General features: G+C 38.7%; 18 protein-coding genes and 1 pseudogene. 1 reads left to right on the forward strand and 18 read right to left on the reverse strand.

Annotated elements, in window-relative coordinates:
* Positions 1 to 236: 236 nt before the first annotated feature.
* The 15 genes and pseudogenes from NC797_RS01645 to NC797_RS01715 all read right to left on the reverse strand — a co-directional run bounded on the left by NC797_RS01645 (position 237) and on the right by NC797_RS01715 (position 15,781).
* Entirely contained in the window at positions 237 to 1,595 is a 1,359-nt protein-coding gene (locus NC797_RS01645) for an APC family permease (RefSeq protein WP_272434880.1), read from the reverse strand.
* Positions 1,596 to 1,597: 2 nt separating this feature from the next.
* Positions 1,598 to 2,513 (reverse strand): annotated as a pseudogene (locus tag NC797_RS01650) (acetamidase/formamidase family protein).
* Between the two features lie 87 nt (positions 2,514 to 2,600).
* A complete protein-coding gene (locus NC797_RS01655) occupies positions 2,601 to 3,965 on the reverse strand; it encodes a hypothetical protein (protein WP_272434881.1) in 1,365 nt (454 codons plus the stop codon).
* Complete coding sequence (locus NC797_RS01660) at positions 3,962 to 4,663, reverse strand: response regulator transcription factor (protein ID WP_272434882.1); 702 nt, start codon at positions 4,661 to 4,663, stop codon at positions 3,962 to 3,964. The genes NC797_RS01655 and NC797_RS01660 overlap by 4 nt, the downstream gene beginning before the upstream one ends.
* A complete protein-coding gene (locus NC797_RS01665; protein ID WP_272435215.1) occupies positions 4,664 to 5,404 on the reverse strand; it encodes a sensor histidine kinase in 741 nt (246 codons plus the stop codon).
* 292 nt (positions 5,405 to 5,696) lie between these two features.
* Positions 5,697 to 5,906 (reverse strand): CDGSH iron-sulfur domain-containing protein, encoded by a 210-nt coding sequence (locus NC797_RS01670; protein ID WP_272434883.1) that lies wholly within the window; start codon positions 5,904 to 5,906, stop codon positions 5,697 to 5,699.
* 659 nt (positions 5,907 to 6,565) lie between these two features.
* Positions 6,566 to 7,324: a SurA N-terminal domain-containing protein gene (locus NC797_RS01675; RefSeq protein WP_272434884.1), complete on the reverse strand. Its 759-nt coding sequence runs from the start codon at positions 7,322 to 7,324 to the stop codon at positions 6,566 to 6,568.
* A gap of 299 nt (positions 7,325 to 7,623) precedes the next feature.
* The gene (locus tag NC797_RS01680) at positions 7,624 to 8,442 is read right to left on the reverse strand and encodes a carbohydrate ABC transporter permease (protein WP_272434885.1); all 819 of its coding nucleotides are present in this window, start codon (positions 8,440 to 8,442) and stop codon (positions 7,624 to 7,626) included.
* Positions 8,443 to 9,330, reverse strand: a complete 888-nt coding sequence (locus NC797_RS01685) for a carbohydrate ABC transporter permease (protein ID WP_417168675.1) — start codon at positions 9,328 to 9,330, stop codon at positions 8,443 to 8,445. It lies immediately after the preceding gene.
* A gap of 548 nt (positions 9,331 to 9,878) precedes the next feature.
* On the reverse strand, positions 9,879 to 11,198 hold the full coding sequence (locus NC797_RS01690; protein WP_272434888.1) for an ABC transporter substrate-binding protein: 1,320 nt from the start codon (positions 11,196 to 11,198) through the stop codon (positions 9,879 to 9,881).
* Between the two features lie 371 nt (positions 11,199 to 11,569).
* A complete protein-coding gene (locus NC797_RS01695; protein ID WP_272434890.1) occupies positions 11,570 to 11,899 on the reverse strand; it encodes a UPF0175 family protein in 330 nt (109 codons plus the stop codon).
* A gap of 137 nt (positions 11,900 to 12,036) precedes the next feature.
* Positions 12,037 to 12,477 (reverse strand): GNAT family N-acetyltransferase, encoded by a 441-nt coding sequence (locus NC797_RS01700; RefSeq protein WP_272434891.1) that lies wholly within the window; start codon positions 12,475 to 12,477, stop codon positions 12,037 to 12,039.
* Positions 12,478 to 12,572: 95 nt separating this feature from the next.
* Positions 12,573 to 13,340 carry a response regulator transcription factor gene (locus NC797_RS01705; protein ID WP_272434892.1) on the reverse strand — a complete coding sequence of 256 codons (768 nt, stop codon included), beginning with the start codon at positions 13,338 to 13,340 and terminating at the stop codon, positions 12,573 to 12,575.
* Positions 13,341 to 14,780, reverse strand: a complete 1,440-nt coding sequence (locus NC797_RS01710) for a sensor histidine kinase (RefSeq protein WP_272434893.1) — start codon at positions 14,778 to 14,780, stop codon at positions 13,341 to 13,343. It abuts the gene before it with no gap.
* Positions 14,777 to 15,781 (reverse strand): sugar-binding protein, encoded by a 1,005-nt coding sequence (locus NC797_RS01715; protein ID WP_272434894.1) that lies wholly within the window; start codon positions 15,779 to 15,781, stop codon positions 14,777 to 14,779. Before NC797_RS01715 ends, NC797_RS01710 begins: the two co-directional genes overlap by 4 nt.
* A gap of 355 nt (positions 15,782 to 16,136) precedes the next feature.
* Between NC797_RS01715 and NC797_RS01720 the strand changes: the two genes are divergently transcribed.
* Positions 16,137 to 16,925: a sulfite exporter TauE/SafE family protein gene (locus tag NC797_RS01720; protein WP_272434895.1), complete on the forward strand. Its 789-nt coding sequence runs from the start codon at positions 16,137 to 16,139 to the stop codon at positions 16,923 to 16,925.
* A gap of 716 nt (positions 16,926 to 17,641) precedes the next feature.
* Here the strand turns inward: NC797_RS01720 and NC797_RS01725 are convergent.
* From NC797_RS01725 to NC797_RS01735, 3 genes are all read right to left on the reverse strand, one after another.
* A complete protein-coding gene (locus NC797_RS01725; protein WP_272434896.1) occupies positions 17,642 to 18,382 on the reverse strand; it encodes an amino acid ABC transporter ATP-binding protein in 741 nt (246 codons plus the stop codon).
* Between the two features lie 14 nt (positions 18,383 to 18,396).
* Positions 18,397 to 19,059, reverse strand: coding sequence for an amino acid ABC transporter permease (locus NC797_RS01730; RefSeq protein ID WP_272434897.1), 663 nt, complete (start codon positions 19,057 to 19,059; stop codon positions 18,397 to 18,399).
* Positions 19,060 to 19,152: 93 nt separating this feature from the next.
* Complete coding sequence (locus NC797_RS01735; protein ID WP_272434898.1) at positions 19,153 to 20,016, reverse strand: transporter substrate-binding domain-containing protein; 864 nt, start codon at positions 20,014 to 20,016, stop codon at positions 19,153 to 19,155.
* Between the last annotated feature and the right edge of the window lie 211 nt (positions 20,017 to 20,227).

Genomic DNA, 20,227 nt, shown 5'->3' on the forward strand with positions numbered 1-20,227 from the left:
GCTTTCCAATCTTCTTGCTGTTCTGGACATGCCAAATACATTCTAATCTGTGAATATCTTCATTTTATTACTTTCAACTTTGTTTGTATACCAAATAAACAAAGTTTTCGGTGTTTTATATAAAATGATTCATTTGAACTAGTAAAGAAGCATTAGGTTTTGAGGAAACAGCAGTTGGAAAGGCACAAATCAAAAAAGAGAACATCCCTAGCAGGAATGTTCTCAGCATTAAATCTTTAATCCACATCCAAAGAAGTATCTTTTTTAAATACCTTTAAAAATACGAGGTAGATAATTCCGATCCCAAGCCAGATAAATCCTAATTGTTTAGAAAGCGGATCTAGGTTGATCCAAACATAACCAATAATAAGGAATCCGATAACAGGAAGGACTAAATGTTTAAAATACTGTTTGCTTTTTTGTTTTTTTAGGAAATAGACGACAACCGACACGTGCAAGAATAAAAATGCAGATAATGCACCAAAGTTTACTACGGAAGCCAAAGCACCAATTCTAGATGCGAAAAATGCGGTAACGATTAAAGATATAATTGCTACTACAATCGTACTTGTGTATGGCGTCTGGAATTTCGGATGGATTTTTGATAGATATTTAGGTAGCTTTCGATCACGAGCCATGCTGTACAAGATTCTAGAAATGGCTGCTTGAGCAACAAGTGCATCCGCTATACCCCAAGCAAGTGCTGTAGCTAAAATAGTCAACCACTTCAACCAAGCACCACCTGCGATTTCAGCAATTTGATAAAAGGCCACATCTGCATTTTCAAATGTCGTATAATCTGGCCAAATTAATGCAGCAACCCAAGTTTGGATAATGAACAGTATCCCAACAACTATTAAAGAGAAAATAATGGCTTTACCAACAGCCTTGCTTCCACCTTTTGATTCTTCGGCAAGCGTTGAAATGGCATCAAAGCCTAGAAAACTCAATACAGCTATCGAAACAGCACCCATTACCATGCCCATACTAAAATTTTCGGCATCATAGATTGGCTTAAATGTAAATTCCGCTCCATTCACGCCTTGAATAATCGCCGCAACACCTACTGCAACAAAAATAGCTAATACAATAAGTTCCAATACGACAATAATTTTGTTCGCTTTCGCTGTAAATTCGATCCCCAAAACGTTTATCACTGTGTTTATACCGATGAAAATGACCAGCCAGAATAATAGCGGAATTTCAGGCACGATATCATTTAATGCTGCAGCACTAACTAGATATAACAAAGCAGGCACGAAAATATAGTCAAGTAAAATCAACCAGCCTGCGATAAAACCAGCAGATTCATTAATCCCCCGCTGAGCATAGGAATAAACAGAACCAGCAATCGGAAATGCCTCTGACATTCTTGCATAGCTTAAAGCAGTAAAAATCATTCCGATCATACCAATTAAGTAAGCAAGCGCGACCATTCCATTCGATCCTTGTGCAACAGCACCATAAATTCCAAAAGGGGCAATAGGAACCATAAAAACAAGTCCATAAATCAATAAGTCCCAAAAGGTTAGCGAACGTTTTAATTCTTGTTTGTACAATGGCGTATTTGTTTCTTGTTTATTTGGTATTGCCACCTCTATTCAGCTCCCTTTTTAAACAATTGAATATCATAGGCTTCTAGAATCGATTTTGGCACAAAAAATCGCGCTGTTTTTAACGGATCTACTATTTGACTAATTTGTGATTGACCTGCTGCACTCATTAGCATTGTAAATTCAGGTACAGAAAGATCTGTATGTGGTTGTAATAGATCGATCATTTCCTCGACCGCTTGATTTGCTGCATCGTCCAAAGATTCTTTGGATACAAGAGCTGCAATTCCCTCTTCATTTTCAATGAGCGGGTAATTCAAGCTGCTCCCTTTTATAACATTAAGAGTTACCTTTACGCGCGGGAATTTCGATCCCAGATACGCCAATTTCGCCATCCCCCATTGCTGCATGCAAATCGCCCAACGCGAATAGTGCCCCCTTTTGGAAAACTGGGAAATATAATGTAGCACCTGTTGTAATTAGTTTGGTGTCCATGTTTCCCCCGTGTGCTCCAGGAGTCCCATTATTCACTGCCTCCCCTTCTGGTGCAACTCCGATAACTCCAATCATCGGATTTAAAGGCAATTCAATTTTTTCATTAAAAATAGCTTTATTATCTTTAATGGGAACAATTTTCACTAAGAAATCGTTCATGCGATGCCCCATTACACCAAGATCAGGACCAACAACCATTACCCCTTGATTTCCTAAATCGATGGAATCAATTTTGACCTGTAAAATGTCTCCAGGTTGCGCCTCCTCCACATAAATTGGACCAGTAGCAGGATTGATTTGATTCCAATCAATCGCATTAAAAGTTGTCTTCTCTGATTGGATCTGATTTTGAAAGCAATCAAACGTATCAATTTCCACTTGAGCTCCAGAATTGACGGTCTTTGCAGGCTTATTGTTTTTGTCCATTGCATAGATGTAATGTTGCTCAGATAATGTTTCTGCCATAACAAATTCCTCCCTTATGATTTTCCTTCATTTTAGCCTTTTTAAGTATGGAATGTTTGCAATTATTTAATATGTATTTGCAAAGTTTTAGCCATTTTCAGATAATTTACATACGTTTTGTAAAAAAAGATAAATAATGCATGGAAACAGTACCGCTACTGCGGTAATAAGCCAAAGTTCGAACCCCAGAACAACTCCAATAATACTTATAGGGAACACCAGAGATACCCCAAAAAAATAATGTTTACTGTTAAACTTTTTAAAAATTGACTGGAACCAAAAAGGAAAACCAATAGAAGAAAAAAAAGCAGCTAATACCATTAGCACTTCTTTTGTATAAGAAAGTATATAAACAGAAAGGAATCCTGTAACAAGACAGACTGTCATGGCAACTAGATACCCTTTTCGCAACAATTGTTTGGTAGTCAATACTTTTTTGTTGTTATTTTGCATCCATAAGTAGAGGCTAACAAGCGAATAAAGTGATGTCCCAGCCCCAACTAACAAACTCGAAAACCAAATCAAACTAATGACAAATGGAAAAAACGGGCTTTCAAGTTCGACAACTGTCTTTAGCACTCGTGATAAACTCGCACTACTGGTCCCTTGAACAAGAATATAAATGGATAAGGCAGAGTAAGCCAATAAAAGTGCCACCCAAGAAAACAAAGAAACCCTTAAAACGGTCAAACGGTGATTAACCTTGATCAGATGAAGGCTTTGCCAAAAATAATAATTCATACATGTTTGCCCAAACATTACAAAAACAAATGTTACTACTATCAAGCCATTCTCTAGTATGCTTCCGTCCATTAAGGATGGAAAGATTTCCGTAAATTGCTTATAAACAGAATTAATACCTACCTTTAAAAACAATGAGAGCGACAAGATCACCGATGATAAAAAAATACCAAACACGAGCTTTGATCCAATTTTAGTCACCCCAAAATAGCCCCCAAGGCCAAAAAACGTAAAGCAAAAGAAAAGAAACAGAGAAAGCCCAATCGTTAATGACTGCTCGTATATATTAAAAAACAGTGTTGCCACTAGAAAAGTATGTAATAAAAAGCTTAAAAAGCTAGAAAGAGCAGCAATGATAAAAAAATACCGTTTGTCCCCCACATTCGCCCTTTTTTTGAATAAAACAGAAAATGGGCCTTCCTCCGTTACTTTTATGTTTGAAATAACTCTAGCTAACAAAATATAAATTGCCAACACTCCTAGAACAAACATAAAAACACTATAAAGTTTCATTTGAACTGTCACATAAATAGGTAAAAAGAGTGTGGCGCCAGACATAAACTGAATAAGTACGGCATAGGTACCACCACTTAGACCTATTTCTCCACTATGTGCCATATACTGAAAGACGATTTTATGTTCCCCTAACTTCTCTATGTAGACAAGCAAGATCGTAGCGGCAACAAACATTACAAGATACCAATCGATCATAGACAGTTCTCCTTAAATTTGCTTGGCGTCATTCCCTCGACTTTTTTAAAGGAATTACTAAAATGGTGTTGACTAGAAAAACCAACTTCTTCTGAAATCTGTGCAATACTACTATATGGTTTTTCCTTTATTAGTTGTTTGGCCTTTTGAATCCGAAAGTTCATGACGTATTCGGTAAAGTTTACCCCAACTTCTTCTGTAAACTTTTTACTCAAGTAGACAGGGGTAACATACACCTGCTTCGCTATTTCTGGCAACTGAAGCTTTTGACTATATTCTTTTCGTACTATCGTCAGTACACTGTTTACTAAATCTGACTTTGTATCTATGTAGGAATGTTTATCAAGGAAATGGTGGATGACCTGGTATAACTCCCTTTCAATTACAGGTTTAACAAGGTAATCCATCACGTCCAAACGAATTGCCTGATGTGCATAAGAAAATTCTTGATGCGCAGTAATAAGAACGACCGCCGTTGCATACTCTCTTTCGCTAATATGTTTGCATAAGTCCAGCCCAGAGTCACCTGGCAAGTTTATATCAATAAAGGCTAAAGGAAAAAAATGTTGGGTTAACAAACGTTTTGCCTCTACCACATCCTCTGCTTCATAAATATTCCATTCGGGATATTCTTTTTTCACTATAAACGTAAGCTGCTCTATCTCTAACGGCTCATCGTCAACAACTAACAAATTCATCTAATCCACCCCCTTTGGTGTGTATGGCCAGATTGCTTTAACTTCTGAGACATGTTCTTTCCTAGTAATGGTAACCTCGGTATACATCTCAAATACTAATTGTAGCCTTTTTCGAATATTGTCCAACCCCGTTCCACTATTAGAAGTGATAAGCCGCGGTTCACCGTTATCTAATACCTTTAAAATAACCCAATCACCATGGCGCCTAAGTTGAATATCCAACCGTTTTTCACCACGCTTATGATCCAGACCGTGCTTAAAGGCATTTTCCACGAACGTTTGAAGAGTATATGGAGGGAGTAGTGTATTCTCAGCTTTTGGATCAATATTGTACTGGATTTCAAGTTTTTTACCATAACGCATACTCTGTATGTATAAATAATTTCTTGTATGTTCCAACTCCGTTTCAAATAGTACAAGGGATTCTTTGCCTTTGTTCTGATACCTCAAGAATAAAGAAAATCGTTCCATCGCTCGGATTAAATCTTCATTTCTTTCAAGTCTTGCAAGAGAAGTCATGGCATTTAAGCTATTAAATAAGAAATGTGGTTTAATTTGCTGACTAAGCTGCATGTATTCCATTTGATGAAGCTGTTTTTCTAAATGAACACGTTTGTTTTCTAATTGTAAATAATCAAATTCTTTTTCGATTAAGTTGAGCGCAATTAATAGGACAAAAGCGATTAACGGTAAAAATAAACTTAGAAACATAAGCAAAGAAAAAAACAGGAAACCATCCATCAACCTTTCATTCCCTTTCTATTAATACTCTTATCCTATGGGGGACCGTCGCAAATTGCAAGAAATCAGTGACGCCCTGGTGGAAATATGCTGAAGACAAGTGAAGCCCCGTACAATTAACAGGTACGGGGCTTCCTTTCAACGATCATTTGGGGAAATAACTCATACAAACATTTAAAGAAAAGAAAAATCGGCAATTGCAAAGCCTTTAAGGCGACAGCAGAATCTTAGTTGCACTTATAAAAATAAGAAAGGATATTATACTTTCTTATCTTGAAAGATTAAGCAGTAATCAATCCGCCCTAGGTTCACTGTCAAATTCAATCTTTTTATGCGTTCCATCACAAAATGGCTTGTTGCTAGAAGCACCACATCTGCACAATGAGAATGCCTTTTTTGTTGTAAACACATTACCTTGTGAGTCCATTAGTTCTACATCTCCAGTCACACGTATCGGGCCATTGTCCCTGATTTGCAAATTAGCCTTGTTGTTTTCACTCATGTCCATCACTCCTCGTACATTGAATGTAGTACTGAAAATAATTATTTTATTCTCTTCTAGTGCGTGTTCAAAAAGTTGACAAATTAGAAGCAAGCAGGTCGAGGCGGCGTAGTTTTGAGTAGCGCAGCGAAAGCTTGTTGCTTCGAAAGCATTACCTCGCACGAAGAAAAAGTGTTCTTCTTTTTCTAAGGATATGCTTTTAATACGTGAGCATAAGGAATGCTTCCCCGAATATACTTCGCACGCAGGAAAAGCGGGTTTCTTTTCCAAGGAACGGAGAAACAAGCCATTTAAGGAATACAGGCTAAGACCGCCACGTCCTGTGGCAACGCCTGCATGACCCACATCGTGTGGGCCCGAGATGCACCGCTTATCATTTGGTGACTTTTTGAACATCCTCTTCTAGATAAAAAAGTATTCAGTGAAACATTCCGTATGATCTTCACTGCTGAAACCTACACTTAACATTAACACTGTACTATTTTAAATTTCTACTTCTCATAATACCATTCTAATATAATCAAGACCATTATGTGAACGTTTCCGCATACATATCATCTCGATCGATTCTCCATTTGGTACCTATATCTTGGTAATTCTCTTCTCGCGAAAACAAATATACCGAATGGCGAAACCACTCGGTATATCTTGGGGGACTATTAAATTAGCTTTTCGACTTCTCCATTATCTTTTAGTTCCTGAATGACCTCGTTTAGCTTTTGTTGCTTTTCTTGTTGTGCAAGTTGGTCCTTAAGATCACTCTGTATATCTTCCAGTTTAGGGACATTTTCACTTTGGCTTTCTAGTTGTGCATAATAATCCTCTACTTGTTTGTCGGTAATTTCAACTTCAGGCAATTCTTCGTCCATGTATTTTTGGAGTCTAAGTTCATAAGCCACTTGCTCCTTTAAACCGTCCTCTGACAACTGAAGCTTATCTAAAAATTCATCTTTAAACTGTTGGTCATCTTCATACTGTGATTTTATTTGTTCAATATTGTCAGCAACTTCTTGATCCTCTACTGTAATCCCTTTAGCTTCTGCTTCCTGTTTAATCAATTCTTGGCTAATTAACGTGTCTAATGTTTGTGTTTTTATTAAATCCGTATCGCTAGTGTCTTGTTGATATTGCTGTAGCATGATCTTCGTTTGAACATAAAGGCTATTATACTCTTCCCCTACAATTTCTGTTCCATTGACTGTTGCTACCACTTTACCTTCGTCAACCTTTTCTTCATCCGACACTTCTACGTCCTCTTGGGCTGCTTGAGTTCCTTCAGCTGCTTCTGTTTGATCCCCTTGGCTTTCCTGTTCCTCTTCACTTCCAGCACTGTCTGAACTGTTGTCTTCACCACTACTGCAGGCTGCTAGTAGAACACTAATTGCTAGTGCAAATAATAAAATAGTGAGTTTTTTCATGTGATTTCCTCATTTCCTTCTAGGCTTTCACCTATTTAACCACACATATTTATTGGTTGCAAACCAGTCAATTTCATTCATTTTTAGCAAAAAAGCACTATGACAAGCTCCATGGACGTTTTTTACACTTTATTTACAAAAGTGTGGTATTTTAAAGGGATGTTTTTTTCTTCTCATATCGAATGAAATTATAGCGATTTCGTCTATTTTGGATAAGCAATAAAATCCATGTGCAAGTAACACATGGATTTTCATACTAACTATTAAACACTCTATACTAAGACTATCATAAAAGAGTACTAACCCTTCACCGATCCAGCTAAAAGCCCCTGGATAAAATAACGACCTGCAAAAATGTAGACGATCATGGTCGGTAGGGCTGCAAGAATAGCACCAGCCATCTGAACATTCCACTCAACGATCTGACTACCCGCCAAATTTTGTAATGCCACCATAATTGGTTGTTGTTCACTACCTGTGATCGTAATTGCGAACAAAAATTCATTCCATATATTGGTGAATTGCCAGATGGAGACTACAACAAAGCCCGTGATCGAAAGCGGGATGATAATAAATCGAAAAATCCGAATGAATCCAGCTCCATCAATTTGCGCTGATTCGATCATGGAATCTGGAATGCTGGCATAAAAATTTCGGAACATCAACGTTGTTAATGGAATACCGTAAACAACATTCGTTAACACCAAGCCAGGAATTGTATTATAAAGTCCTAACACCTGTATCGTTTTAATCAAAGGAATCAAAACACTTTGATATGGAATAAACATTCCAAATAACAGGGCAGTGAACACCCATTCCGACCCTTTAAATTTCCACTTCGACAGTACGTACCCATTTAATGATCCGAGCAGAGCAGATATTAGTGTTGCTGGAATAACAATGTATAAACTGTTTAAAAAATTGGGTACGAGTTTAGCAAATGCCTGAGCATAGCTAGACAAATTAATCGCACTTGGCAACTGCCACATAGTTGCAATCGACACCTCGTCGAACGGTTTTAAGCTCGTAACGACCATGACGTAAAATGGGATGAGGAAGAATAAACTAAACAAGACCAGCAATGCGTAAAAGATACCTTTTGATAATGATTTTGTCATTTACGCCTCACCCTTTCTACTTTTGATCAAATATGGCACGATGAAAATGGCGACCAGTACAAGTAACACGATTGCAATTGCCGCTCCTTCTGCGTAATAGTTCCCTCTAAACGTCGTTTCGAACATGTTTACAGCAGGCATATCGGTAACAAAGTTTGCGCCAGGTCCTGTCATCGTATAAATCAAATCAAATATCTTCAATGAAATATGAAGCATCATGACGATTACACCAAATGTAATCGGCTGTAACTGCGGTAATATTACCTTAAAATAAATTTGGCGCTCTGTAGCACCATCCATTCGAGCTGCTTCACGCAATTCTTCTGGGATTCCTCGTAAACCAGCCAAATACATCGCAAGTGAGAATCCAGTCATTTGCCAAATTGCTGCAATCATAACGGCAATTAACGCAAGCGGAATTCCAAAATCAATTTGTCCAATTTGCAAAGTCGGAACAATCGTTGTATCTGTATACCATCCAGGCGTCCAACCAAATAATCCGTCCAAAATAATATTCATTCCTGTATCCGGATTCAACACCCAACGCCAAACAACTCCTGTTACAACGAAGGATAACGCCATTGGAAATAAAAAGATGTTTCTAAAAATAGATTCGCCTTTTAACTTCTGGTCAATTAGGACAGCCAAAAATTGCCCTAAAATGACAACCCCCGCAATAAAAAACACAGTAAAAAACAACATATTTCTTAAATCAGATTGGAATCGAAATGTCTGAAAAATAGAAGAAAAATTATCAAGACCAACAAATGACATATCAGGGATAAGCTGATTCCAATTGCTAACAGACACGTACCCAGTCCAACCGATAAAGCCGTACACAAACACAGCAATTAAAATGAGCGATGGAAGCAAGAACAGGAATGCCAAAACTTTGTCCTTGGATACCGGCTTCTTCTTTTGCCTTAATGTGTCTCTCTTCTGTGTATTTGTCGCTTCCACAAGTACCCCTCCTTTAAGTCGCAGTAGATTTTTCGTACGAGCAAGCGAAGTATTTATAGAGGATGTTCAAAAAGTCACCAAATGATAAGCGGTGCATCTCTTCGTTGGCTTGTATTTCCGTTCCTTGGAAAAGAAACCCGCTTTTCCTGCGTGCGAAGTATATTCGGGGAAGCATTCCTTATGCTCACGTATTAAAAGCATATCCTTAGAAAAAGAAGAACACTTTTTCTTCGTGCGAGGTAATGCTTTCGAAGCAACAAGCTTTCGCTGCGCTACTCAAAACTACGCCGCCTCGACCTGCTTGCTTCTAATTCTGCGACTTTTTGAACACGCACTTATAATCGTGTGTATAGATAAAAGTAAACCCATAAAAAAGCCAATTGCCGTACCTTTTCGTATCGACAGCACCGTAGTTTCACTTGTACTTCTAATCTTACAAAGCAAAAAGGGGAGACGCCCCCCCTTTGCACAAGAAATTACTTTATCTGCGAGCTTGCTTTTGTCAATGCATTAATAAATTGATCTACGTCTTGTTGCGTCACAAAGATATTAACCGCATCATTAAATTTATTTAAGAATCCTGGAGATGCAGCTGATCCGTTTGCTAGGCTCAGTGTTAAAGTGCCATCTGAGTCTGATGCTTTGAAATCATCCATTGCAGATTGGCTATACTCGTTAAACTCTGACATATCCACATCTGTTCTCGCTGGAATAGCACCTTTTAACTTGTTAAATGCTTTCTGCCCTTCTTTGGAGCCGAGGTATGTTAAAAACGTTTTTACATCATCAGGATTTTCAACGCCTTTTGGAAGTCCAAATGAGTCATTCACAATCATAAAGCTACCTTGGCTTCCTGGTGTTGCTGTCCAACCAAATTCTTTATTTGGCTCCCATCCTTTACTTACAAAATATGCTTCTGCCCAATCACCCATCACATTCATTGCAGCTTCACCATCAACAAGAAGCTGATCTGCATCTTGCCATGCAAGTGAACTATGGTTGTCATTAATGTAGCCAAGCATCTTCTTAAATGTCTCCGCCGCTTCACGAACACCGTCACTATCAAACGCAAGCTCACCTGTCCACAACTTACTGTAATCCTCTGGTCCCAATACTCCTAATAAAACCGTTTCGAATAAAGAGGATGAGCCGAATGGATCTTTATCACCAAGTGCTAATGGTGTCACACCATTTTCTTGCAATGTATCAGCTGCTGCAAAGAAGTCCTCAAAAGTTTTTGGTGGCTCTATGCCATACTCATCAAAGATTTGCTTGTTGTAAAATAGAACGTTCCCACGATGGATGTCAATCGGCACACCGTAAACACTGCCATCTGTCGTATTCATGTCGATCACTTTTTGTGGAAAAATATCTGTCCAACCGTTTTCCTCATATAAATCATCAAGTGGTTCCATGCTATCCGCTTCAAGCCACTGGAATAATTCCGCGCCCCCGTGAACCTGGAAAGTCGAAGGTGGGTCTTCCCCTTGCATACGAGTAGCCAGGACTGCTTTTGCGTTCGAACCTCCACCGCCAGCTACCGCCGCATTCTCAACTTTAATGTCCGAATTAGCGCTTTCAAAACCGTCTAGTAAAGCTTGAAGGGCATTTGCTTCCCCACCAGCTGTCCACCAGCTGAAAATTTCAAGTGTCGTGTCACCGTTATCCGATCCCTCTGCATTATCTGAGGATCCAGATCCATTTTCACTTTCTCCTGAATTGCCAGAGCTACAAGCTGCCAAAACCATAGTTAAAGCAAGTAATAATCCTAAAAAAATACCAAGTTCCTTTTTCATGATTTTATTTTCCCCCTTCACATTTTCAACTGGAACCGTTTACATCATAAACCATCAAATTAACTTATGAACGAATAACATCCAGCACTTTTTTGTTATTATCTTTCATTTTTTGTGTTCCCCCTAAAGTGAAGGCTTTGTTGAAGTTCAGTGTTGATTATGGTACGCAAAAAGAAACCCCCAATTTTATGGGAGTTTCTTTTTTATTGGCTTCATATACTAAAGTCCTCGTTGCTTTAGTGATAAAATTCACAAGGTAAGCTAAAAACAATGGAAAATACAGTAAAGATTTTAGCTTCCCTATTGTATCAAACAGTTCCCACAGCAAATCAAGTCTACCAATGATAGATAGCTCAATAATAGGACTAGTATTACAGATTGCTTTCATCTTGTTTACCATCTTCTTTTAGAATAAACTCAATCGTTTCATCATCTTGCTTTTTATGTTCCTCTGTATACTCAGCCCAATGAATATTATGATCAATTAATATTTGAATAAAATCTGATATGCTTTTACCACCTAGCTCAGCTGCTCGTGCAAGTGTTATTTTGCTTGCAGTAAACAAATACATGGCTAGTGATATATTAACATCTTCATCAACTGAATTTACATGTGCCCCTTTTAAAAAAGGCAAGAATTCAGGATTAATTCCAACTTTTGCTTTTGATTCCCCCATAGCCAATGGTATCATTCCCCTCATTAAATTCTTGCCTCCATTATAACAATTAATGGTTACTAACTGAAGAGATCTATCCTTCAAATAGCTATTAAAATGTAAAATAAAAAACAATTGACCTTGTTCAACATAAGGACCCGTAAATGCAATAACTATCCCTCTTATTTTAAAGACGTTTTGAACACATAACTTACTTTGTCATAATCCATTCTATCTTCATAAAAACGATGTGCGTCCGTTCTCTGTAACCCTGAAGACAATGCAACACTTTCATAATTGTTTTCTTTTGCCCATTCATGGACATATGAAAGTAGCTTTTCACCGTACCCTTTTGAACGCTTAGTTGTATCAGTCACTAAATCACAAACCCAAACGAATCTGCCGTAGTATAGTGTTATCATTGGTTTAAAACCAGTAACTGCAACTATCTTTCCTCCATCAATTAAAGCCAACATCTTATATCTATCTTTGTCTTTTGCTTCTATAACTAAATCCAGATATGCTTCTTTATCAAGATGTTTACGTAGTTGTTTCATAACTGGAAATGCTTCTAAAATCTCGTTTTGTGAATGCAGTTCTTTAATTGTTAAAGTGTCTCCCATAATTATTCCCCTTTTCAAAATTTGACTATTTTTAACATAACTTCTTCTTGTACTACAACTGCGCCTTTTTAAACATGCATTTTACCTAACAACGATCATTCCTCTAATGTTCTATCGTGTCGAACATCTTCACGATACTTACTAGGGGAGCTTCCTACCACCTTTTTAAAGGCCCTACTAAAGTAATTTGGATCATGATACCCTACTTCAAAGCAAATTTCCTTTTGAGATAAATGTGTTTTTCTTAATAGCTTTTTTGCCTTGTCCATTCGGATATCTGTTACATAATCAATGAACGTTTTCCCCATTTGTTCTTTAAAATATTTACTAAAATAATATGGACTTAGGTCTACATGAGTTGCTGTTGCTTCAAGTGTTAAACCGTTCCCATAATGCTCATGAATGTACTGTACAGCATCTTGCAACAAGCTTTGAGTAATACTTTTTTCATCATTTAGGTAAAACAGGTCCTGTTGTCCCATTCTTTCATTTCGAATTTCCCTTATTACTCGACCGACCGTATCCATAATTTCCTTTTTCTTGGTTGGTTTCAACAAATATTCCTTGACCCCCTCACGCATGACTTCTCGAGCGTACTCAAACGTATCGTAAGCTGAAACCATAATAAATTTCGTGTCGGGTTGTGCTTTTTTTATCATTTTGACAGCTTGCACACCATCAATTCCTGGCATTTTTATATCCATTAAAACAATGTCAGGTTTCTGTTCCGATGCAAGTCGAATTGCTTCACGACCATTAGTCGCTTCCCCGATCACTTCTACCTTTTGAAGACCTTGCGTAAGGATTTGTCGCATAGCCTGGCGTTCAATACCCTCATCATCAACGACTAAAATGCGAAACATCTATTTCTCCCCTTTGCTTTTAGATGGCAATTTTAACGTAACCGTTGTGCCTTGTCCGACTGCTGATTCAATATCAAAAAGTCCATCCTGTTGATAAAATAATTGCAGTCTCTTTATTACATTCCTTACACCGATCCCTGTAGAGTGCCCATGTCCTTCTGTAATCCCCTCTTCCTTTTCTTCATCACGTAATAAACGGTTTTTAATTTCATCCTCCATTCCAGCACCATTATCTGTTATCTCAACAATCACATCAGACTTTTTCCATTTAATTGAAAGTTTAATTTTACCTCCCTCTTCAATCGACTCAATTCCATGAATGAACGCATTCTCCACGATCGGTTGGAGTGTCATATTAGGAACCGACACGGACAAACACGATTCTTCCATTTCCGTTACAAATTCGATTCGATCACCAAAGCGTGCTTTTTGCAGAAAAAAATAATCCCGAACAATATCCACTTCCTTGCCAAGTGTCGTCGGTCGATCCAAATTGCTTAAATTATGTCGAAGTAAGGATGCCGTCGATTCGATCAATTCGTTCGTTCGATTTGCACCTTCCAAATATGCTGTTCGTGACACTGTATTTAAGATGTTAAACAAAAAGTGTGGATTGATTTGATTTTGTAGACTTTTCAATTCCATTTCCTTTAACAACCGATCAAGCTCCGATTTTTGTTTCACTTCTTCTACGAGACGATGAATATTAGCTCTCATATCGTTGAATGTATTGGTTAAAAAACGGAATTCATCCTTTGTCGATATTTCCACTGGTTTACCATCAAACTTCCCCTTGGAAATTTCTTTAGCAACTGTTATCAAACGTCCAATTGGCCTTGTAATTCCCCGCGAAAACCAGATGACAAACAAGGCACACAGCAGGAACGTTGTGATGAAAACAAATATCCCCATCGATTGAAAATAGGCACTTTTCTGATTCACATCCCGATAAAATGCTTGGTACCGCGTTAATTCCTCATTCAATAATTCAAGTGTTGTTTCACGAATAAACTGAGCTATATTTTCCGCCTGCGATAAATGGGTAGCATACTGATTTATTTTTCCCTCTTGGAACGCACCAGAAACAATGGCACCTTTCTCCAGAAAACTAGTAATCATATTGTCATAGTTCTCGATCGTCAAATAATTGTCCTTGTTTTCAATCATCCGCAACCTGGATTGCTGTTCTTTTAAAGCAAGTCGAGCGTCCAAATAGGGCTGATAATATTCAGGTGTTTGCTCCACCAAATAGGCATTTAATCGATCATATACATCATCTGTCTTCTGTGAAATTTCGTTTAACAAATAAAGTCTGTTCAAAATCCTGTTATATTCGTTAATAGATTGCTTACTGTTTTGATACAAAAAATAAGCAACACCGTTTAGTAAGACGACAAGTATCATTAAAAAGACAAGTAGCTTCGTACGAATACGGATCAACGCTTCACACGCTCCTCACCTTTCAGAGAATTTTCAAGTGGAAGATCGGAGGAACGGACTATTTGAGCTTCCAAGTAATTTATCTCCTGCACATTTTCTCCATTAGCAATGTCAACCATGAGCTCTAATCCTTTGTAACCCATTTCATAGGGCTGTTGTGCAACGGTTGCATCAATCGTCCCTTGTTTGATCAACTTCAAAGTTTCTGGGAGCGTATCAAACGCAAGTATGTATACATCCTTTGTTCGCCCGAGGCTTTGGACAGTTGCAGAAATCCCTGGGCCATCAAGCGCACTTGTCCCAAAAAAAGCGGTCACATCAGGGTATTTTGTAAAAATTTGATATGTCTTATCTGCTGCCTGTACACGGGAAATGTTAGACGGCTCTACTGCAACAATTTCTATTTCGGTATTTTGTTTCACAGCATCACGAAAGCCATTTACCCGCTCCTGCTGACTCGTCGACTGCAAGCTCCCCGTAATAATGCCGACTTTAGCACTACCATTTGTCGCCTTAGCTAGCGTTTGCCCTGCAAGAAAGCCGGCAGCATAATTATCCGTGCCTACATATGCTAAACGACGACTGTCCGTTGCATCGGTATCAAGTGTCACAACAGGAATACCTTGTTGAATGGCTTCATTAATTACTGGTATCATTTCTTCTGTCAAGCCTTGCGTTAAAATGCCGTCTGCTTTTGAGGCAATAGCCATTTCCATCACCTTAATATGCTGATCCATATCCGTTTGCTCGGGGCCAGTGTATTCAACAGCAGCATCATATTTCGTTGCAGCCTCCTTTGCACCTTGTTCAATCATTTGCCAGTAGGGGTTGTCCATTTCTTCTGGAATGAGAACAAAATGGTATTGCGGCTTGGTAAAACTGGTTAGCTGTTTAGGCTTTGTATCAATTTGCATCGCTTTCACAATATAGTAAATAGAAAAAAATAAGGATAGCAAAAGCAGCGCAACTAAAATGGCAGTCATATATTTACGAATGAACAAGTGTTTCACCTCCATGTTCGACTACTTTCATTGTAGCGATAGGAACTTGAACAGACAATCCATAACTGAAAATATATAAGAATGCGTGTTCAAAAAGTGTTTCAGAATAAACCTAGCATTTAGATCATATTCTGTCTTGAAATGGATCATTCGATTTGGCCGTTCAGTTTTCCATGAGGGGTGATCGGTCCTAGCAGATAATAACAACAACGATTTGTTATTACACTAATTTCCGAATTATAGTAGTGCGTGTAGAAACATTCACCTGTTCCAAAGCAGGCTTACATATGGGTATACGCTGTAATCATTAACTGCTACTATTATAAATAGTCAATCTATTTGGGGAGGAAACGTAATGGATCTTTCATCAGGACTGCTTCTACTTATAGTCGGTCTCATCGCTGGTGGATACGGAACAATTGTCGGGGCTGGCGGTGGATTTATTTTTGTTCCAGCACTACTACTTTTTTTTGATATGGAGCCCGCATATGCTGCTGGTTCTGGATTGGTAATCGTCCTCATTAATTCTCTTTCTGGTGTATACGGATATGCGAAACAAAAGAAAATTAATTATCGAATAGGGATGAACATTGTGATTGGAGCGGTTCCAGGATCACTTTTAGGTGTCTGGCTATTACAGCTGCAACCCTCTGATTCAAAAATATTTTATTGGATTTTTGCCACGATCTTACTAGCATTAGGGATATTCTTGCTCATCAAAAATTCCCCAATTCAGTTGAAAATTTTCCTAAAAACGGACTCGGAGACACCCGAAAAAGACATCCCTCCTATTTTAAAGAGTAAATGGTTTGTCCCCCTTGGATTACTAATGGGAGTGCTGTCTAGTTATCTTGGTATTGGTGGTGGTTGGTTACTCGTTCCTATTTTGATTTATTTATTCTATCTACCTACACATCAGGCAACAGCAACATCCATTTTTACCTTAAGCTTGTACACAACAGTCGGGGTTATCTCTCAATTGTTATATGGCTCGATCGATTGGCCGGCAGTTATTTGGGGTGGAATTGGCGTTTTCATTGGGGCACAACTCGGGGTTTATTTGTCCAAAAAAATACCAGGAAAAATCGTGATGCAAATGCTGTCTGCATTATTGATTATTATTGGCATTCGAATGTATTTTTAATTTTAAAAGTTCTAAATCCTATGTTATTAATCAGTCCGCTAAAACCCCGTTTTTTTACCAAATAAGAGCCTCTCAGTCCGCGAAAAATTCGATGCGGACTCAGAGGCCCTTATTTTCAGTAAAAGGCCTTGTTTTCATGGTTAAGCGGACTCACAGACCGTTATTTGCTCTAAATGGGCTTTTGTTGGCTGGCTTTTTGGCAATTAACGGCCTCTCAGTCCGCTAAACCCTCCAAAACAACGGTTTTTTGCCAAATAAGAGCCTCTCAGTCCGCGAAAAATTCGATGCGGACTCAGAGGCCGTTATTTTCAGTAAAAGGCCTTGTTTTCATGGTTAAGCGGACTCACAGACCGTTATTTGCTCTAAATGGGCTTTTGTTGGCTGGCTTTTTGGCAATTAACGTCCCCTCAGTCCGCTAAACCCTCCAAAACAACAGTTTTTTGCCAAATAAGAGCCTCTCAGTCCGCGAAAAAAAAGATGCGGACTCAGAGGCCCTTATTTTCAGTAAACGGCCTCGTTTCCTTGGTTAAGCGGACTCACAGACCGTTATTTGCTCTAAAAGGGCTTTTGTTGGCTGGCTTTTTAGCAATTAACGGCCTCTCTGTCCGCTAAACCCTCCAAAACAACAGTTTTTTGCCAAATAAGAGCCTCTCAGTCCGCGAAAAATTCGATGCGGACTCAGAGGCCGTTATTTTCGGAAAAAGGTGCCAAGCACATTACAAAATTGACTTCAAAAATTCTTGTGTGCGTTTTTCCTTTGGATTTTCAAAAACCTCGCCTGGATTGCCTCGTTCAACGATACGTCCTTCATGCATATAAACAAGCCAATCACCAACTTCTCTTGCAAATCCCATTTCATGTGTAACAACAACCATCGTCATTCCTTCCTCAGCGAGCTGTTTCATCGTTGCAAGCACCTCACCAACAAGCTCAGGATCAAGTGCCGATGTTGGTTCATCAAACAACATTATGTCCGGTTTCATCGCCAAGGAACGCGCGATTGCGACTCGTTGTTTTTGTCCACCTGACAGCTTGGAAGGGTATACGTCATATTTATCACCCAACCCAACTTTATCAAGTAGTTCTTTCCCTTCTTTTACCGCTTGAGCTTTGTTGATCCCTTTGACATGTATCGGTGCTTCAATTACATTCTCAAGTACACTTTTGTGGGGGAACAAATTAAAATGCTGAAACACCATGCCTACGCGCTCACGTACTTTATTTAAATCGTGTGTTTGTGGCTCAATTTGCTCACCTTCAATCGTAATTGTCCCACTATTTTTCAATTCAAGAAAATTCAAGCAGCGTAACAACGTGCTTTTCCCTGATCCACTCGCACCAACCAAAACAACAACATCACTCTCTTTTACAGTTATATCAATATCTTTCAATACATGTAGATCCCCGAAAAATTTATTCAATTTTTCAATCCTGATCATATCCTGTTTTTCGCTCATACTAGTCCTCCCACTTAATCACTTTCAGCTAATTTTCGCTCCACTTTTCGCACAATCAATGTAAGGATCAACACAATAACTAAGTAATAAATAGCTACAATAAGATAATAAGTCAAAAAATCATAGTTGTTGGAGCCCTGCGTGTTGGAGACGCCAAACAATTCTTGCATCCCAATAAATGAGACAAGTGAGGAGTCTTTTAAGCCAATAATGAATTGGTTTCCAAGCGATGGAATGGCACGACGAAATGCCTGGGGTAAAACAATGCGGCGCATCATGAGGCCACGTTTCATGCCAAGCGACCGCCCCGCTTCATGCTGCCCTTTATCAATCGATTGAATAGACCCCCGAATAATTTCAGCTATATATGCCCCGTTGTGGAAGGCAAGTCCTGCAGTACCCGCCCAGAAAGCGTTCAACTCGACAATTTCATACAAACCATAAAAAAGTACGAAAATCTGTACAATTAGGGGTGTGCCACGAACAACCCAAATATAAACATCTGCAATACCATCAAGAATCTTAATATTAGATATTTTAAAAAGGGCAAATAGTAACCCTATAAAGAATGCTATTATTAACGAGGCTGCGGTCAACTGTACTGTCAGCCATAAGCCTTGTAGAAATAAATCGGAACTACTAAAAAATGTTTTAAAAAAATCAATAATTGCTAGCAAACTACTCAACTCCTTATGAAAGGTAAATGCGCGCAGTATGTTTGCGCACATTTACCACAGACTACCTACTTTTCTTGCTTATTTAACGTAACTTTAAGGTTCCTGAGTGATATCCGCACCAACCCACTCCATACTAATCTTTTTCAACTCGCCACTTGACTTTAATTCTTGTAATGCTTTATTGATCGCTTCTAGCAGGGCCTTATTTTCCTTGTTGACTGCAACCGCTTGTTTACTTACATCCAATTGTACCTTTGCTTCTATTTCAAGCCCATTTTCAATCGCTGTCTTTCCAGTGATCGAATCCGTAATTACCGCATCATGGCGACCTTGTGCTAATGACTGAAGAGCAACAACATCACTATCCACCTGTGGTATGTTATCCGTATACTTTTCCGCAATACTCACATAGGTTGAACCCCTTGATACAGAAACCTCTTTACCTTCCAAGTCCTCAGCCGTTTCAATATCGCTATCAGCTCTCGTGAAGATAACCGGTCCAGAGTAATAATAAGGTTCCGAAAAATCCACTTCTTTTAGCCTTTCTTCCGTAATCGTATGGCTAGCAACTGCCGCATCGTAGCGACCACTGTTTACTCCACTTACGATACCAGAAAACTTCGCCTTTTGCTGGTTCGGTTCTAAGCCAAGTTTCTCAGCAATTGCTTCGGCGACAGCAATATCGTATCCAATCATCTCGCTGCCTTCCATATAACTGAATGGCTTAAACTCTCCCGATGCAGCAAAAGTAAATGCTCCATCCTCAACTAAAGTAAACTCCCCCCCAGCAGATTCGCTTTCTCCCTCTCCACTGGAAGATTCATCTTCTCCTGCATTCGTTTCATCTTCTCCATTTGAACCAGCATTTTCGCCGTCATCATTCCCACTGCCACAAGCAGAAAGAGCTAGTACAACGGAAAGAATCAATGACAAAATAAGGAACCACCTTTTTCTCATTATTAATTACCCCTCTCATTTTTTATAGTTCGTGTTCAATGACTTTTTGAACAACCACTTATGGACAAATCTAACTGGTCGACACATTTCATTAGCTAGACCCTTAGATTTTCAATGTACTATCTTAAAGTATAAACGAGAATAGCATTTACTTAAACTAAAAATGAAAAAATTAGGAAGATTATAATTATGGTACAACAACTGGAGGTGC

It is taken from the genome of Terrihalobacillus insolitus (assembly GCF_028416575.1).
In the GTDB taxonomy this organism is placed as follows: Bacteria; Bacillota; Bacilli; order Bacillales; family Amphibacillaceae; genus Terrihalobacillus; species Terrihalobacillus insolitus.

Bases quoted from the DNA above. Each gene is read 5' to 3' on its own strand.
- NC797_RS01675 (WP_272434884.1), bottom strand. From the start codon at position 7,324: ATGAAAAAACTCACTATTTTATTATTTGCACTAGCAATTAGTGTTCTA.
- NC797_RS01660 (WP_272434882.1), bottom strand. From the start codon at position 4,663: ATGAATTTGTTAGTTGTTGACGATGAGCCGTTAGAGATAGAGCAGCTT.
- NC797_RS01720 (WP_272434895.1), top strand. From the start codon at position 16,137: ATGGATCTTTCATCAGGACTGCTTCTACTTATAGTCGGTCTCATCGCT.
- NC797_RS01700 (WP_272434891.1), bottom strand. From the start codon at position 12,477: ATGGGAGACACTTTAACAATTAAAGAACTGCATTCACAAAACGAGATT.
- NC797_RS01695 (WP_272434890.1), bottom strand. From the start codon at position 11,899: ATGAGGGGAATGATACCATTGGCTATGGGGGAATCAAAAGCAAAAGTT.
- NC797_RS01655 (WP_272434881.1), bottom strand. From the start codon at position 3,965: ATGATCGATTGGTATCTTGTAATGTTTGTTGCCGCTACGATCTTGCTT.
- NC797_RS01670 (WP_272434883.1), bottom strand. From the start codon at position 5,906: ATGAGTGAAAACAACAAGGCTAATTTGCAAATCAGGGACAATGGCCCG.
- NC797_RS01665 (WP_272435215.1), bottom strand. From the start codon at position 5,404: ATGGATGGTTTCCTGTTTTTTTCTTTGCTTATGTTTCTAAGTTTATTT.
- NC797_RS01680 (WP_272434885.1), bottom strand. From the start codon at position 8,442: ATGACAAAATCATTATCAAAAGGTATCTTTTACGCATTGCTGGTCTTG.
- NC797_RS01690 (WP_272434888.1), bottom strand. From the start codon at position 11,198: ATGAAAAAGGAACTTGGTATTTTTTTAGGATTATTACTTGCTTTAACT.
- NC797_RS01725 (WP_272434896.1), bottom strand. From the start codon at position 18,382: ATGAGCGAAAAACAGGATATGATCAGGATTGAAAAATTGAATAAATTT.
- NC797_RS01705 (WP_272434892.1), bottom strand. From the start codon at position 13,340: ATGTTTCGCATTTTAGTCGTTGATGATGAGGGTATTGAACGCCAGGCT.
- NC797_RS01735 (WP_272434898.1), bottom strand. From the start codon at position 20,016: ATGAGAAAAAGGTGGTTCCTTATTTTGTCATTGATTCTTTCCGTTGTA.